Below are 13,751 nucleotides of genomic sequence, written 5' to 3'. Positions count from 1 at the left end.
TTTTTAACTCTTACACTACGTACACCTCTTCATGGGCCAGAAAATCCTGGTACGTCACCTCCAGGCCGTCTTTGAGCGACGTGGTGTGTTTCCAGCCCAGGGCGTGCAGCCGCGAAACGTCCATGAGTTTGCGGGGGGTGCCGTCGGGTTTGTCGGTATTCCAGTGGACTTCGCCTTCGTAACCGACCACCTGCCGCACCTGATCGACCAGCTCGCGGATGGTTTCGTCTACGCCGGTGCCGATGTTGACAAACAGTTCGTCGTCGTAGTTTTCCATCAGGAAAAAACAGGCATCAGCCAGGTCGTCGGCGTGCAGAAATTCCCGGCGCGGTGAACCCGTTCCCCAGACTTCGACCGTCGGCTGGTTGTTGGCTTTTGCTTCGTGAAATTTGCGGATCAGGGCGGGCAGAACGTGCGAATTCTGCAAATTGTAGTTGTCGTTCGGGCCGTAGAGGTTCGTCGGCATGGCCGAAATGAAGTTGCAGCCGTATTGCCGCCGGTACGATTCGCAGAGCTTGATGCCGGTAATTTTGGCGATGGCGTAGGGTTCGTTGGTTTGTTCCAGAAAACCGCTCAGCAGATATTCTTCCTTCAGCGGCTGCGGAGCCAGTTTCGGGTAGATGCAGGAGGAACCCAGAAACAGAAGTTTTTTGACCTCCGTCCGGTACGCCTGGTGAATGATGTTGGCTTCGATCAGCAGATTCTCGTACAGAAAATCAGCCCGGTAGGTGTTGTTGGCAACAATGCCGCCCACTTTCGCGGCTGCCAGAAAAACATAATCCGGTTTTTCGGTGGCAAAAAAGTCTTCAACGGCGGCCTGGTTCCGTAAATCCAGTTCGGATGATGTGCGGACCACTAAATTTTCAAAACCTTCGGATTGTAATTTCCGGACCAGTGCCGAGCCGACCATGCCCCGGTGCCCGGCTACGTATATTTTCGCGTCTTTTTCCACAATTCAGTATTTTCGAACGAAGTTATGCACGGTTTTTGAGAAATAAAACCGGACGGAAACCGTTTCAATAAAGGATTAATCCGTTCAGGCCGCACAGGCTGTTTTTACTGCTGCATGAAACGCATTACATTACTCGGGTTGTTGCTGGGGAGCTGGCAGGTTGGGATGACCCAAACCACCACCTCGCCGGTGCAGAACTCTTTTACGACAACGCAGGCGCCCATTACCGACAAATCGGCGAAAGGGGATAAAACCGGGCCGTCGCTGGTGCCTTCCGGCGTTGAAACGCTGATGAGCGAGACCCTGCCGGACCTGGGCCTGAAAGTCAAGCAATTCAAAAAAGACCAGAAAGACAAATCCGACCGCCGGAAGAAGGAGAAGCTGTCCCGCACGGAATACGAAGGCATCCCGATTGTGGAACAATACACCAAATTCGGCAGTGGCGACCGGACAATTATCGAAAAGTTTACGGTTCTGAAGCAATACCGCCCACCGAATGCGTACGTGCGTGAAACCTATTGGTTCGATCCGAAAGCCCAGCGCGTTTCGGCTTCGCTGATCAAAGACAAGGAAAAAGTGATGATCCTGCACGGGCCGTACAAACGCTACCAGAACGGTATTCTGCTCGAGGAAGGCTTTTATTACGTGGGCGCGAAAGACGGGCGCTGGGAAAAATACGACGCCAATTACAAACTGCTCGACAAGCAGAAATGGGAGCGGGGCTTTCCGGCGGAATCCGAAATTACGTATTACGACTCCTCGCACACCAAAGTCAAAGAGGTGGTACCAAAGGAATTTGGCAAGGTCAACGGGCAATACATGGCCTTTTACGAGGGAGGCCAACTGGCGGCCGAAGGAAAATACGACCAGGGCGTGAAAGTCGGGCGCTGGACGGAGTACTACCAGTACCGGCGGCAACGCAAAAAAATCACCCAATACGCCCGCGACCGCTGGTCGGAAGAATTCGAACCGTACGTCATCAGCGAATGGGACGATAAAGGAAAAGTCATTTACGAGCGGCCCAAAGAAAAAGAAGTGGCCGAAGACGACCAGTAAGCTACAGCAATTTTTTCACCACCGGCAGCGATTTTTCGGCCCACTGGCGGTATTGTTTCCCCGAAAAGTGCAGCCCGTCGTCCGCAATTTGGGTCGCATCGGTGGCCGTGCGGGAAATGGGTGTAATATCGACGTAGGCAATCCCGGCTTTCTGGCATTCTTCCTGCGCCACCGCGTTGAACGCATCAATTTCTTTCGCAATCTGCGAGCGGTCGCGCCCTGCTCCGGCGGCATAGGGCGTTACGCCCCAGTCCGGAATCGACAGCACAAAAACCCGCCCCGGTTGGTTGCCCGCAAAGCGCGTGGCGGTTTTTAATAACGCCTGAAATTCGGTTCGGTACCGTCCGACGTCCTGCCCCCGGTACTGGTTATTGACCCCAATCAGCAACGAAACCAGCGCGTACGTTTTTTGATTTCCGCTGGATTTGATGGCGTCACTCAGTTCGGCAGTGGTCCAGCCGGTGCGGGCAATAAGGTCGGGGTCGCCCAGGTCAACGCCGTCTTTTCGCAACAAACCGGCAAGCTGCACACTCCAGCGGTCGGCGGCCGGAACGCTTTCCCCAATCGTATACGAATCGCCGAGGGCGAGGTAGCTGTATTGATGCGCCGACGCATCGGGGTTGGTCACCATCTCATCGTCTTCTGCGCCGGGTCGGGCACAGGCCAGGAGAAAAAACAAGGCGAATAGATTCACGAAGCGTTGCAAAGGAAACCGGTTAGCGTACAGAGAAAAACCGTTGATAACGGAAACGATATGCTCTAAACACCAAAACCGGCTTTTATGTTGACGCGGTTTTCCGGCCTGCCGAATTCCGGTTTACCTTATGGCTGGAGAAAAAGCTGCACGTAGCGCTTTTCCCGGCCCGCGCCGGCCTTATCGTCCCGGACATCGGTAACAATGACGGTATGCAACCGCTCCGGCGGGAGTTTGGTCAGCTCGGTGGCCGGAACTTCCCTGCCGTCGATCAGCACCGTCGCGGTGTCGGGCTGGTACAGTTGAAGGCGGTTTTCTGCGTTGATAAACACCCCCAGGTTTTCGTTCCGGCGCTCCCGGTTTTCGCGCAGCCACTGGCCGGTTGTCGTCGAACTGCTGCCCGGCCCGGTTTTTCGATTTTTCAGGATAAAATAGGCCATCCGGTTTTCGGCCACCTGGGCCGCCACGGCTTTTTCGTCGTCCTTCGCCAGTTGTTCCAGGGCTGCGGGCATTCCGAAGCTCGACTGGCCGTGCAGTCCGCCCAGGCCGAGCGAACCCCGGTCGCTGAGGTAGCCACCGATGGATTGAATGGGGTCGTCGTTCTCTTTGCCGGCAAAGGTGGAGCCCGCGCTGTGTTTTTCCTGGTGGATTTTTACCTCGATGGCGTCGATGTAGAGCTGCAAAGGATCGAATTTAATTTGGCCGAAATCAAACGTGAACCCACTGTTTTTCTCGATCGTCTGCTTCAGGTCGATGAGTTCGTTGAACGTCATTTTCGGCGTAATGACCCAGTAGAGCAGGTTGCCCTGCTGCATCACGTACCGGCTTTGCTTCGGGGGTGCCACAACGGTCACTTCCGCCAGATCCCGGACCGAATCCAAAACCGCCCCCGGTTTTTCGGCTAATTCCGCTTGAAATGCCGGGTTGAAGGCCCGATTCGCTTTCAATGGGTGGTGCGCACGAAGTGATCGAGCCGTGGTTCGGGGCGCGGGAGCCGGTTTTTTCTGAACCCAGCCCGGCGTTGTTTTTTTCTGCTTCTGGACCGCAGCCATCGTGGTGACCAGACCCATAACGGCCACCAGAAACACATAGACCGGCCACGACCGACGGTATTTAGCCGTCTGGTTCATCATCCGAATCCGGTTTTTCAGAAACCGGGGGCCAAACGGATTGACGAAGCGGAAGTGCTCCGGGCTACGTCTTTCTTTTTTTCTTTTTAGCGGATGGGAAAAGGACATTGTTCAGAATTAAGCGGTAACCCGGGGAGTTAGGATGTAAGTTCAGGTCGGTGGCCATGCGCCAGCCGCCACCCCGCGTTCCTTCGGGGTCGTGGCCGCCGTAAAAGGTCCATTGGCCGATGCCGCATTCACCGTAAATATAGCGGTCGGAGGAAGGACTCGTGCCCATCACCAGCACGTTGGGTTTCACGGTGCTTTTGCGAAACGCCGTGGTCTGGCCGTGGAATTCCTTGATGTTCGACTCGTGGTTCTGGACCAGCATGGCCGGAATCATGTCCCACTTGGCCGAAAAGTTGAACAGGCTGAAGTAGCCCGAGGGCTGGTCCCAGCCACCGCCAAACCGCCCCGCCGAACTGTTGATGTCGGAAAACGCCATGCCGCCGTAGCCGTTGTCGAGTTCCAGCGTGAAGTTTTGAAACGCCACGGTTTTGGTAAAATCCAGTTTCGACTGCGCATTGGGGTCGATGCCGTCGCCGTCGTAGGTGCTGCCCACAATGTCGATTCCCTCGGCGGCCAGCGCGATGTCAAAGGTTTCGGCCCCCGAACACATGGCGAACAGGTACCCGCCCCCGGCGCAGAACTCCCGGATTTTCTTGGCCACCGCCAGCTTCATCTGCGACACCTTCGGGTAATTGAACCTTCTGGCAATGTCTTCCTGCGCCTTGATGTCTTCGGTCGACATTCGGCGCGTGTTTCGGCCGTACTGCCCCGTAAAATCTTCGTGGTGCAGGTGGAGCCAGTCGTATTTGAGCAGATCGCCCTTCAGGATTTCTTCGTCATACACCACCTCGAACGGAATTTCGGCGTATTTCAGCACCAGCAAAACCGCATCGGTATTTTCAAACTCGGAGGGACTGACCTTGATGGGCGAATACACCACGATTTTGGCCGCCGTCACCAGCTTCACCGACGCCATATTCAGATCCGGATTGGCAATCTGCTGCTGAATGGTGTTAGCCTCAGCGTCGGATATGATCTCGAAGGAAATCCCGCGAACCCGGCACTCGGTTTCGACGGTCGGGCTGTGTTTGATCAGAAAACTGCCGCCCCGGTAATTGAGCAGCCAGTCCATTTCCAGTCCGGCTTTCAGAACAAAATAAGCAATACCGTATGATTTGAGATGGTTTTTCTGGCGATCATCCATCGGAATCAGGATGGAATTGGCGCGGGCGGCCACCGCGAGGAAGACCAGCAGAAGCGTGAGAAATCGTTTCATAACGGAGTAATTTTCTGGAAAGCACCGGAACGCAAAAAACTCACTGTGTTACAGATACCTAAGTTAGGTTAAGTTTGGGCAAAAACGGTGGCCGGCCGCATAATTTTATCCAGGAAACCTATCCAATGAAAACCGCCGGATGCCGGGAATGGTTGGCGCCGGACGTTACGTATTCACTCAACCCCGCTCGTTGTTGATTTTCAGTGGCTTTGGCTGAAGAAAAGGGCCACCTTCGGGCTATGAAAACGATCACCATTACAAACTGGATCTTTATCGGACTGTATCTGCTTCTGATCCTTTACACCTTGCTGGGAGTAAACCGTCCGGGCAACGATGCGGCCGGTCGGGGCATGGAAACCGGCTTTGTGGTTGTCGGCGGTTTTGCCGTGGCGGCCCTGCTGGTGCTGAATGTGCTCCCGTACCGGGCCACGAAGATCATTGCGCTGGTCCTGATGGCGCTGCCGGGGCTGATGATCCTGTACAACGTCATCAGCAATTACCTGGTGGCGCGGCAATACGACCAGACCGAAGAAGCGCGGATGAATGGCACCCTGTTTTTTGACGATGCGCCCCGCCGGGAACTGGCGGCAGCCATCGCGGCTGCCGATACCGCCCGGCTGCGGACGTTACTCCAGAAACCGCTTTCCAACCTGAACGAATCGGGCCATCAGGGCACCACCCTACTCGATTTTGCGGCCCAACACGCCATCCACAGCAGCGCTCCGGAGAAAAGCATGCGGTGCCTGGACATCCTGCTGGAAAAAGGCGCTACCATCCAGAACGCCGATTCGACCCATAAACCGACGCATTACCAGATTTGCCGGACCGGTTCGGCCGCCCTGCTGGAGTGGTTTCTGAAAAAAGGCGCCGATCCGAACGCCAAACCGTATGATTCCAGCCCGCTTATTTTCGAGGTGATGGGATACGGTGAGGAGCGGCTCGAAAAAGTAACGCTGCTGCTCGATTACGGCGCGGATCCGGACACGCCGGCTACCAATACCGGGTACGCCATCCGCGACTGGTACACGCCCCTGATGCACGCGGCTCAGGAGCAGTTGTGGGACGTTTGCCATTTGTTGCTGGAAAAAGGGGCCGACCCCACCTACCGGACTCCGCAGGGCGAAGACCTGAAAAAAATCATGACCCGGCGCGAAGAACTGTACGCGGATATGAACGACACGCCGGCGACGTATACCGATTTCAAAAAGGCCCTGGAGGCCGATTCTACGAAAAAACCATGATCAGGGGAGCGGTTTTAGGATTGTTGATAGCGCTGTCGTGGGCCGGCTATCAGGCCGATCAGAAGCAGCAGCGGGTGGCTTATCAGGCGGTAGCCCGTGCTGCCGCGCCGAAGGATTCCGCGCTGGCCGTGCGGGCGGTGGTGACCTTCCTCAACTGGTATAAAAACCGCATCGATTCGGTGAGCCGGATTGCGCTGGTTGATCAAAAACCGGGAAAGGTTTATTCGGTGAATTTCAAAAACGGCGAAAAATACCTGGCCTGTCTCCGCAGCAGCCGCCTGTTGACGGATGCCTACCTGAACGAGTGGCGGGTGTATTTTCGGGAGCGGCAGCAGGGTTTTCAGCTGTCGCGCCAACGCGAAGGGACGCCCACCGGTTTTGAATACGATCTGGTATTGCTCAGTCAGGAAGCAAAGTCGGAGTTGGCGGAACTGAAAACGGTGAAAATCGATCAGGTAACGCTTCAGGAAGACCGCGCCCGGGTGGAACTCGACTTGCGGGACAGTTACGAATTCCGGCTGGTTCGCAAAAACGGGGTCTGGCTGATCAACGAAATTCTGAATCTGAGCGCCGAATAAGTGGCAGACCAGAACCGGATGCGTACCTTTGGCCTTCGTACGCGTCCTTTTACAAAACCGTAATGCCGGCCCGCCTGAGTCTAGTCATCGGAATCTTTTGCATCAGTGTTTTCCCGCTTTTGGTCAAAGTGACTCCGCTGTCCGGGATCAGTGATGCGTTCTACCGCATGAGCATTGCCGCCGTCCTGATCTGGCCGTACGTGGTGCTTCGTAAAAAATGGGACGCGGTTGCCTGGCGGTTCTGGAAACCGATCACCGTCTGCGGCATCTTTTTTGCGTCGGACATCGCCGTCTGGAACCTCTCCATCCAGTATTCGTCGGCAACGCAGGCCAGTCTGCTCACCAACCTGTCGCCGATCTGGGTGGGCATCGGCGCGTTTCTGTTTTCCACCGAAAAACCGACGAAATTCTTCTGGCTGGGCGCTTTCATCGCTTTTGGTGGAATGGTGCTGTTGATGGGAATCGAAACCGTGGTCAACCTGCGGTTCGACAAAAGTTTCTTTCTGGCGGTGCTGTCGGGTCTGTTCTACGCCGGTTACATCGTAGGCAGCCGGACGGTTTTAAAAAAGCTCCCGATTCTGCTGTTCATGGTGTGCAGCATGACCGTTTCCAGCCTGTACCTGCTGGCCGTTTGCCTGCTGCTGGGCGAACCGTTGTGGGGTTTTGCGCCCCCGGTCTGGGGCTCCCTGGTGATCCAGAAGCTGGTCTGCCAGCTTCTGGGCTGGTTTTCGGTCAGCCACGCGCTGCAACGCATCGACGCCCAACGGGTTTCGCTGAGCTTGCTGAGTCAGGCCCTGGTGACCGGTTTGCTGGCCTGGTTGCTCATCGACGAACAAATCACCGTCCAGATGGTGCTGGGGGGCGTCATCATTCTCTTGGGCATTGCCATCACGTTCCGCCGACCGGCGGGCGGCTCCGTTTAGCCCGTCACCTGGCGCACCATCGCTTCCAGCTTCTGGAGCGGCAGAACGCCCGATTGCCGCCAGACGATTTTACCTTTGTGGAACAGAATCATCGTCGGTACGCTCTGGATCTGGTAGGTGCCGGACGCCCAGCGGCTTTTGTCGACATCGACCTTGATGATGCGGAGTTTGTCGCCGGTTCGTTCGGCGAGTTGCTTCAGCGTGGGAGCCAGCACTTTACAGGGCCCGCACCAGTCGGCGTAAAAATCGACCAGTACGGGCTTGTCACCCCGGATGATGTCGTGGAAAGACTCGGTTTTTGTCTCGTTTGTTGCGTTGTTCATGGCAAAGGCCGGGCCGTTAGCATACCCGTAAATCCATAACAACGCAACAGGTCCGGAAGTTTTCCGGGGCCAATCGGAGGGGTTTACTGGCCCGCTTGCGCCGTCAGCCGGTTCAGGTTGGTGAGCGCCGTGACGTGGATGATCCTCCATTTGCCGTCAATCTTTTCCACCACGCGCGATTCCTTCGAGTCGGTTTTGCCGTGGCTGTCCAACAGGGTCTGGTCGTACCAGACAAAAGCCATGTTACCGTTCTGATGAATCGTATAATTGGAGTTTTTTATCGTTACCTTGTCGCCGGGCCGCCCGGCTTTGAACTGGTTTCGAAACTGCTTCTCCATATTAGTCCATCCTTTAATCAGCGTAAAATCACCACCGTACAGATTGGCCGCAAAGGAAATGTACGGGGTATGAGCCCAGCAATCCGCCCACTTGGCCTTGTCCCGTTTAAAGAAACCCACCGTTTCGTTGTAGAGCACATTTTTGATGGCCGTCTGATCATCCTGCCCCCAGCCGGGGAGAATGGGGCCAACCAGCACGACGCATAAAATCAAAAGCTTTTTCATGATCGTATCGGGGAATGGTGTACCCTGAAGATACGGACAATTATTGTAGTAATCAAATAATATTTTGTATTTTATCTGTTCGATTGGCGGAACTAAACGCTTCTCCGTACTTTCGAGCGCTATGTCAAACGAAACCGCAGCCAACCGGGCGGCCATGCCCACGGCGACCAATCCGATTCTGGAACGAAGAACCGTTGCGAACAGCAACCGCAATTTGCTGAAACACCTGAAACCGGGCCTTTCGGTGCTGGATGTGGGGTGTGGATCGGGCGCCATCACGCGCGGCATTGCCGAGCAGGTGGGGCCACAGGGACGGGTGCTGGGCATCGATCCCGGCGAAACCCTGATTGCGCAGGCCCGGCAGCAGGCCGATGCGCTTCCGCAACTCGAATTTCAGCAGGCGGATGTCTACCGCTTCGCGACCGACGAGCGGTTTGATCTGGTCACCTGCGCCCGCGTGCTGCAGTGGCTGAACCGGCCGGAAGAAGCCTTGCTGCGGATGAAGGAACTGGTCAAACCGGGCGGTTATCTGGCCATTCTCGACTACAATCACGAAAAAGTAGAGTGGACGCCCGCACCGCCCGCGAGCATGCGGAAATTCTACGACGCCTTTCTGACCTGGCGCCGGGAAGCCGGTTTTGATAACGCCATCGCCGATCATCTGGCCGGACTCATGCAGCGCAACGGCCTGGAAGATGTGACGGTGGAACCGCAGGTTGAGATCTGCCGGAAGGGCGAACCGGGTTTTGCGACCGCCAGCCGGATCTGGGCGGAGGTAGCCGAACTCCGGGGGCCGCAGCTGGTTAACGACGGGTACATCTCGGAGGAGGACCGCATCCGGGCGATCGAAGACTATGATCAGTGGATTGCCACCACCGGCGAATCCATGCAATTGTATCTGCTGGCCGTAGAGGGGAAGGTGTGAAGTGTACGGTAACCGGTTTTCGGTATCCGGTTTACAGTGGGCCGTCGCGGTAACTGATCGGGACCGGGCAGCCGGAGCCGCGCAAATCCCGATCAGTCCACCATAAACTGAAAACCGGATACCGAAACCCCAAAACTTACTTGGCCGATTTTACGGTTACTTCAAAAGCCAACGGCGTGTAAGGCGGCACGACGTAATATTGTTTGTTCTGGTCGTAACTGCCCTGGGAGCCGTACCCAATGGCGGAAGGAAACACCAGCCACGCCTTGTCGCCCACATTCAGGGAAACAACACCGCGATCGAAACCGGCTATGTATTGCCCGGAGCCGGTTTTGAACGTTAACGAATCACTCTTGTCAAACGGCGTGGGCGCCCGGAACGTGGTACCGCTGTAGGCAACCGTTACGGTTTGTCCCGAAACAACTTTCGGGCCGGTTCCTTTGCTGATGGGGTAGACCCGGATTTTATTGGTGTCACCCGCTACTTCCGAATTTACCAGCGTCGGCGTGCCCAGTTTCTTGATCGTTGCGTAATCCTCAATCTGCTGCGCTTCCGAACGTGAGCGGATGAGTTTCACATCGAAGATAACGGGAACGTAGGTCGGCATCTTTTTGCCACGGTCGTCACCTCCGAAACCGATGTTCGACGGAATGAAAAACTGCCCCCGCTGGCCTTCTTTCATCAAAGTAAAACCTTCTTCCAAACCGGCAATGACAACACCGGGCAGAAAGGGAATGTAAGCGGATTTGGTTTTGTTGGCGCTATCGACCAGAATAGCCTTATTGGCATCGATATACGAGAGCGTGTAGGTAAATTCCAGTTCTTCGCCCGCCTTGGGGGTTTTAGCGGTTGCGGCCACCTGAGCGGGCGAAATGATGTGGTACAACCCCGAAGCGGTGGCGGTTACCTGGCCTTGTAATTGATTGGCGTTGAGGTAATCTTTAATCTGCTGGTCGTTCTGGGCGGCTTTGCCGGCGCTCTCGTCGTTGAAATTATTCATACAAGAGGACAGGCTCACCACCAGAAACAACGCAATAAGGAAACTGAACTGTTTAGACTTCATACGCGCGATAAAAAGAATGTACGGATTGATAAAGTAGTAACTAAATCAATGACCCCGGCGTTCGCGAAAGCGTTGCAATCCGTCCGAAAATTACGGCACTAAACGGCCTTCGCCTTCCGGTAATACCCAAAATTTTTCGGCGAGCTGCGGCTTGTTTTTGAGCGCTTTCCGCAATTCGTCAACCGGTTCGGTTTCGCCATCGTCGGCCAGCGGAAACGTGCCGTAATGAATCGCAACGGATTGCTGCGACCGGATATCTTCGTGAATCTGAACGGCTTCGGCGGGCGAACAGTGGATGGGCGACATAAACCACGAGGGCCGAAACGCCCCGATCGGAATCAGCGAAAGCCGCATGGGGCCGTATTGTTCTCCAATGGTTTTGAAAAAGGAACCGTAGCCCGTATCCCCGACAAAGTACAATTTTCCGGCAACCCGGCTATCCACAATAAAACCGCACCAAAGCGTGGCATCGCGGTCGAACATGCCGCGTCCGGAAAAGTGCTGCGCCGGAACGCAGCGGATGGTGGTGTGGTCGTTGTAGGCCAGCGATCCGTGCCAGTCCATTTCGGTCACGTTTTGGCAGCCCTGCTCTTCCAGAAACACCTTGACGCCCAGCGGACAATAGACCCGCGGCTGGTCGCGCTGGCAGATTTTCTGCACGGTGGCAATGTCGAGGTGATCCCAGTGGTTATGACTGAGCAGCAGAATGTCGATCTTCGGCAGATCGTCAAAGCGGATGCCGGGCGGGCGGTTTCGCTCCGGTCCAATCCACTGATAAGGGCTGGTGCGGTCGTACCAAACCGGGTCGGTTACCACGTTTAACCCGTCAAACTGGAGCAGAACCGTTGAGTGATTGACAAACGTGACCCGCACCTGCGCACTGTCGATGCGCCCGGGGGGCGGTGGTCCGGGCGGAATCGCGTGAAAAGGCGGCCACGGTTTTTTGTCCCGACCCGAGAGCATCCACTTCAAGGCCTCTCCGAATCCCCGGGCTGCGGCCCCGTTGTAGTTATGAAATTGCTTGCCGTCGAAATGATCGGTCACCGGCCCCTGGTAAGCCGGGGCCGAAATCAGATACCCGAGCGTCAGGATAACGACAGTCGCCACCACGATGACGATCAAAAGACCCAGAAGAAGTTTCGGGAGCATACGACCTGATTACAGCAGTACCTTGTCAATTTTATGGACCACACCGTTGGTGGCCGTTAGGTTGGCGCTGGTCACCGTAGCCGGGGTGGTGATGCCGGTGCTTTTCACCGTAACCGGACTGCCCGCGTTGATGGCCAGTTTTGCCTTGCTGTAGGCCGTCACATCGCCGGTCGTCAGGTTGTTGGCGTAAAACCGCCCCGCCACCACGTGGTTCGACAGAATCGTGGCCAGCGTGGCCGCCGGTACCTTATTAATCGTATCGGGTGTGCTGAGTTTCAGAGCCCGGAAGGCATTGTTCGTGGGGGCAAACGTGGTGTAGGGCTCCGTCCCGGACAGGATGATGGCCAGCATGGGACTGGCCGCTGCCACGCGCAACGCCACGGTTCCGAGCAGCGACAGGCTGGTGTCGGCCGCAACGACGCCCACTAGTGTCCCTCCTCCGCCACCACCCGAGGGCGGGGGTAACAGAATGCGGTCAATGACGTGAATAATGCCGTTGGCAGCCGGCACGTCGGGCGTGATTACCTTCGCACCGTTGATAAAAAGACCGGCCGGACCGTTGGAGACGTAGGCTACGATGGCCTGATTATTAATGCTCAAGGACGTCTGAACGGGTTTGTTGGTTTCCATCGGAAAACCGGACGAAGCAACGGCCGCTTTCAGGACGTGGTATTGCAGAATGGCCGTCAACTGCGGCTGCGTGAGCGTGGCCAGGGCCGTGGCATCCGCAATGCCGGAAGCGCGAAAAGCCGCATCGTTGGGGGCAAAAACCGTCAGATTCGGATTTTTGAAGGCATCGAACTGACCCGCCTGCCGGATGGCCGCTTCCAGAATGGTGAAATCGCTGTTTTCAACGATGTAGTCGGCTGCGGTTTTTGGCTGCGCGGACGCATCATCGTCTTCTTTGTCACAACTCGTTGTGAAGGCTAACAGAAACGCCAAAACCGGCAGGGTCAGGGCGCGGAATCGGAAGGCGCGGACGTACGTTGTTTTCATGTAAAAGCAATCAAGGATTGAAGATTAAGTGGCTCAATTCATGCGGACAGAAGTTCCGGCTTGCTATCTTTATGCCGGTACTTTTCAAAACGAACCGGTATTGCGTTTATTGAATGGAACAAACCGGCACCAACTACTTTACAAAACTATTAAATCCTTTGTTAAACTTACTTTTTTGATAACCCATGAAAGAAAAATTGCTCGTATTGGCTCTCCTGCTTGTGGTGGCCGTTGGCTTTATGGCACCGACGAAAAAAGTCAAACTTTTCAACGGAAAAGACTTGACGGGCTGGAAAATCTACGGAACGGAGAAGTGGTATGTTGAGAACGGCGAACTGGTCTGTGAAAGCGGCCCGGACAAAGGATACGGGTATTTAGCCACCGACAAGCCTTACAAGAATTTTGACCTTTCGGTGGAATTCAAGCAGGAAGCCAACGGCAACAGCGGAGTCTTTATCCGTTCGACGGTCGAAGGCACGAAAGTAAGCGGCTGGCAGGTCGAAGTGGCCCCCCCGAACCACGATACGGGCGGTATTTACGAATCCTACGGCCGGGGTTGGCTGATCCAGATTCCGGACGAAAAAGAAACCATTCTGAAACCGGAGCAGTGGAACAAACTGCGCATACGGGCCGAGGGCGACCGCGTGCAGACCTGGCTCAACGGAAAGGAAATGGTCGACCTGAAAGACGAAAAAATCGGCAAAGGCGAAGGCGGAGTGGCGCTGCAAATCCACGACGGGGGCGGCATCAAGGTGCGCTGGAAAAACCTGGTCCTGCAAACGCTGTAAGCGAATGATGAATGAGGAGTGATGAACGATGAGTTGCATTAGCCAT

At 55.6% G+C, this 13,751-nt stretch carries 15 protein-coding genes; 6 read left to right on the top strand and 9 right to left on the bottom strand.

Going from position 1 to position 13,751, the window contains the following annotated elements; translation table 11 throughout:
• Nucleotides 1-10: 10 nt before the first annotated feature.
• A complete protein-coding gene (gene fcl, locus ACYVHX_RS15315; RefSeq protein ID WP_460672530.1) occupies nucleotides 11-952 on the bottom strand; it encodes a GDP-L-fucose synthase in 942 nt (313 codons plus the stop codon).
• Nucleotides 953-1,066: 114 nt separating this feature from the next.
• On the opposite strand from fcl, the gene ACYVHX_RS15310 reads away from it, so the two are divergent.
• Entirely contained in the window at nucleotides 1,067-2,008 is a 942-nt protein-coding gene (locus tag ACYVHX_RS15310) for a toxin-antitoxin system YwqK family antitoxin (RefSeq protein WP_460672529.1), read from the top strand.
• Between the two features lies 1 nt (nucleotide 2,009).
• On the opposite strand, the gene ACYVHX_RS15305 is transcribed toward ACYVHX_RS15310, so the two are convergent.
• The 3 genes from ACYVHX_RS15305 to ACYVHX_RS15295 form a co-directional block, all read right to left on the bottom strand.
• Nucleotides 2,010-2,639: an SGNH/GDSL hydrolase family protein gene (locus tag ACYVHX_RS15305; protein ID WP_460672954.1), complete on the bottom strand. Its 630-nt coding sequence runs from the start codon at nucleotides 2,637-2,639 to the stop codon at nucleotides 2,010-2,012.
• A 191-nt stretch (nucleotides 2,640-2,830) separates the two neighbouring features.
• Nucleotides 2,831-3,940 carry a hypothetical protein gene (locus ACYVHX_RS15300; protein WP_460672528.1) on the bottom strand — a complete coding sequence of 370 codons (1,110 nt, stop codon included), beginning with the start codon at nucleotides 3,938-3,940 and terminating at the stop codon, nucleotides 2,831-2,833.
• Nucleotides 3,897-5,156: an asparagine synthetase B gene (locus ACYVHX_RS15295; protein WP_460672527.1), complete on the bottom strand. Its 1,260-nt coding sequence runs from the start codon at nucleotides 5,154-5,156 to the stop codon at nucleotides 3,897-3,899. Before ACYVHX_RS15295 ends, ACYVHX_RS15300 begins: the two co-directional genes overlap by 44 nt.
• A 239-nt stretch (nucleotides 5,157-5,395) precedes the next feature.
• Here ACYVHX_RS15295 and ACYVHX_RS15290 point away from each other — a divergent pair, with 239 nt between their 5' ends.
• From ACYVHX_RS15290 to ACYVHX_RS15280, 3 genes are all read left to right on the top strand, one after another.
• Complete coding sequence (locus ACYVHX_RS15290; protein WP_460672526.1) at nucleotides 5,396-6,397, top strand: ankyrin repeat domain-containing protein; 1,002 nt, start codon at nucleotides 5,396-5,398, stop codon at nucleotides 6,395-6,397.
• Nucleotides 6,394-6,975 (top strand): hypothetical protein, encoded by a 582-nt coding sequence (locus ACYVHX_RS15285; RefSeq protein WP_460672525.1) that lies wholly within the window; start codon nucleotides 6,394-6,396, stop codon nucleotides 6,973-6,975. Before ACYVHX_RS15290 ends, ACYVHX_RS15285 begins: the two co-directional genes overlap by 4 nt.
• A gap of 62 nt (nucleotides 6,976-7,037) precedes the next feature.
• The gene (locus ACYVHX_RS15280; protein ID WP_460672524.1) at nucleotides 7,038-7,898 is read left to right on the top strand and encodes a DMT family transporter; all 861 of its coding nucleotides are present in this window, start codon (nucleotides 7,038-7,040) and stop codon (nucleotides 7,896-7,898) included.
• On the opposite strand, the gene trxA is transcribed toward ACYVHX_RS15280, so the two are convergent.
• Nucleotides 7,895-8,221: a thioredoxin gene (gene trxA / locus ACYVHX_RS15275; protein ID WP_460672523.1), complete on the bottom strand. Its 327-nt coding sequence runs from the start codon at nucleotides 8,219-8,221 to the stop codon at nucleotides 7,895-7,897. The two genes, ACYVHX_RS15280 and trxA, sit on opposite strands and share 4 nt — an antisense overlap.
• Nucleotides 8,222-8,304: 83 nt before the next feature.
• The gene (locus ACYVHX_RS15270) at nucleotides 8,305-8,784 is read right to left on the bottom strand and encodes a Cif family virulence factor (RefSeq protein WP_460672522.1); all 480 of its coding nucleotides are present in this window, start codon (nucleotides 8,782-8,784) and stop codon (nucleotides 8,305-8,307) included.
• Between the two features lie 121 nt (nucleotides 8,785-8,905).
• Between ACYVHX_RS15270 and ACYVHX_RS15265 the strand changes: the two genes are divergently transcribed.
• Nucleotides 8,906-9,709: a methyltransferase domain-containing protein gene (locus tag ACYVHX_RS15265; RefSeq protein ID WP_460672521.1), complete on the top strand. Its 804-nt coding sequence runs from the start codon at nucleotides 8,906-8,908 to the stop codon at nucleotides 9,707-9,709.
• 136 nt (nucleotides 9,710-9,845) lie between these two features.
• On the opposite strand, the gene ACYVHX_RS15260 is transcribed toward ACYVHX_RS15265, so the two are convergent.
• From ACYVHX_RS15260 to ACYVHX_RS15250, 3 genes are all read right to left on the bottom strand, one after another.
• On the bottom strand, nucleotides 9,846-10,772 hold the full coding sequence (locus ACYVHX_RS15260; protein ID WP_460672520.1) for an FKBP-type peptidyl-prolyl cis-trans isomerase: 927 nt from the start codon (nucleotides 10,770-10,772) through the stop codon (nucleotides 9,846-9,848).
• 90 nt (nucleotides 10,773-10,862) lie between these two features.
• Complete coding sequence (locus tag ACYVHX_RS15255; RefSeq protein ID WP_460672519.1) at nucleotides 10,863-11,921, bottom strand: MBL fold metallo-hydrolase; 1,059 nt, start codon at nucleotides 11,919-11,921, stop codon at nucleotides 10,863-10,865.
• Nucleotides 11,922-11,930: 9 nt separating this feature from the next.
• Entirely contained in the window at nucleotides 11,931-12,917 is a 987-nt protein-coding gene (locus ACYVHX_RS15250; protein WP_460672518.1) for a fasciclin domain-containing protein, read from the bottom strand.
• A gap of 185 nt (nucleotides 12,918-13,102) precedes the next feature.
• Between ACYVHX_RS15250 and ACYVHX_RS15245 the strand changes: the two genes are divergently transcribed.
• On the top strand, nucleotides 13,103-13,705 hold the full coding sequence (locus tag ACYVHX_RS15245; protein ID WP_460672517.1) for a 3-keto-disaccharide hydrolase: 603 nt from the start codon (nucleotides 13,103-13,105) through the stop codon (nucleotides 13,703-13,705).
• The last annotated feature ends 46 nt before the right edge of the window (nucleotides 13,706-13,751 follow it).

This window comes from Larkinella ripae (assembly GCF_054780775.1).
The sequence above is the reverse complement of the archived record's forward strand: the minus strand, read 5'-3'. Positions and strand labels throughout refer to the sequence as shown.

What these genes read in the sequence shown, in the direction of transcription:
- ACYVHX_RS15310 (WP_460672529.1), top strand. Translation starts at nt 1,067, where the DNA reads ATGAAACGCATTACATTACTCGGGTTGTTGCTGGGGAGCTGGCAGGTT.
- ACYVHX_RS15305 (WP_460672954.1), bottom strand. Translation starts at nt 2,639, where the DNA reads ATGGTGACCAACCCCGATGCGTCGGCGCATCAATACAGCTACCTCGCC.
- ACYVHX_RS15300 (WP_460672528.1), bottom strand. Translation starts at nt 3,940, where the DNA reads ATGTCCTTTTCCCATCCGCTAAAAAGAAAAAAAGAAAGACGTAGCCCG.
- ACYVHX_RS15295 (WP_460672527.1), bottom strand. Translation starts at nt 5,156, where the DNA reads ATGAAACGATTTCTCACGCTTCTGCTGGTCTTCCTCGCGGTGGCCGCC.
- ACYVHX_RS15290 (WP_460672526.1), top strand. Translation starts at nt 5,396, where the DNA reads ATGAAAACGATCACCATTACAAACTGGATCTTTATCGGACTGTATCTG.
- ACYVHX_RS15285 (WP_460672525.1), top strand. Translation starts at nt 6,394, where the DNA reads ATGATCAGGGGAGCGGTTTTAGGATTGTTGATAGCGCTGTCGTGGGCC.
- ACYVHX_RS15280 (WP_460672524.1), top strand. Translation starts at nt 7,038, where the DNA reads ATGCCGGCCCGCCTGAGTCTAGTCATCGGAATCTTTTGCATCAGTGTT.
- trxA (WP_460672523.1), bottom strand. Translation starts at nt 8,221, where the DNA reads ATGAACAACGCAACAAACGAGACAAAAACCGAGTCTTTCCACGACATC.
- ACYVHX_RS15270 (WP_460672522.1), bottom strand. Translation starts at nt 8,784, where the DNA reads ATGAAAAAGCTTTTGATTTTATGCGTCGTGCTGGTTGGCCCCATTCTC.
- ACYVHX_RS15265 (WP_460672521.1), top strand. Translation starts at nt 8,906, where the DNA reads ATGTCAAACGAAACCGCAGCCAACCGGGCGGCCATGCCCACGGCGACC.
- ACYVHX_RS15260 (WP_460672520.1), bottom strand. Translation starts at nt 10,772, where the DNA reads ATGAAGTCTAAACAGTTCAGTTTCCTTATTGCGTTGTTTCTGGTGGTG.
- ACYVHX_RS15255 (WP_460672519.1), bottom strand. Translation starts at nt 11,921, where the DNA reads ATGCTCCCGAAACTTCTTCTGGGTCTTTTGATCGTCATCGTGGTGGCG.
- ACYVHX_RS15250 (WP_460672518.1), bottom strand. Translation starts at nt 12,917, where the DNA reads ATGAAAACAACGTACGTCCGCGCCTTCCGATTCCGCGCCCTGACCCTG.
- ACYVHX_RS15245 (WP_460672517.1), top strand. Translation starts at nt 13,103, where the DNA reads ATGAAAGAAAAATTGCTCGTATTGGCTCTCCTGCTTGTGGTGGCCGTT.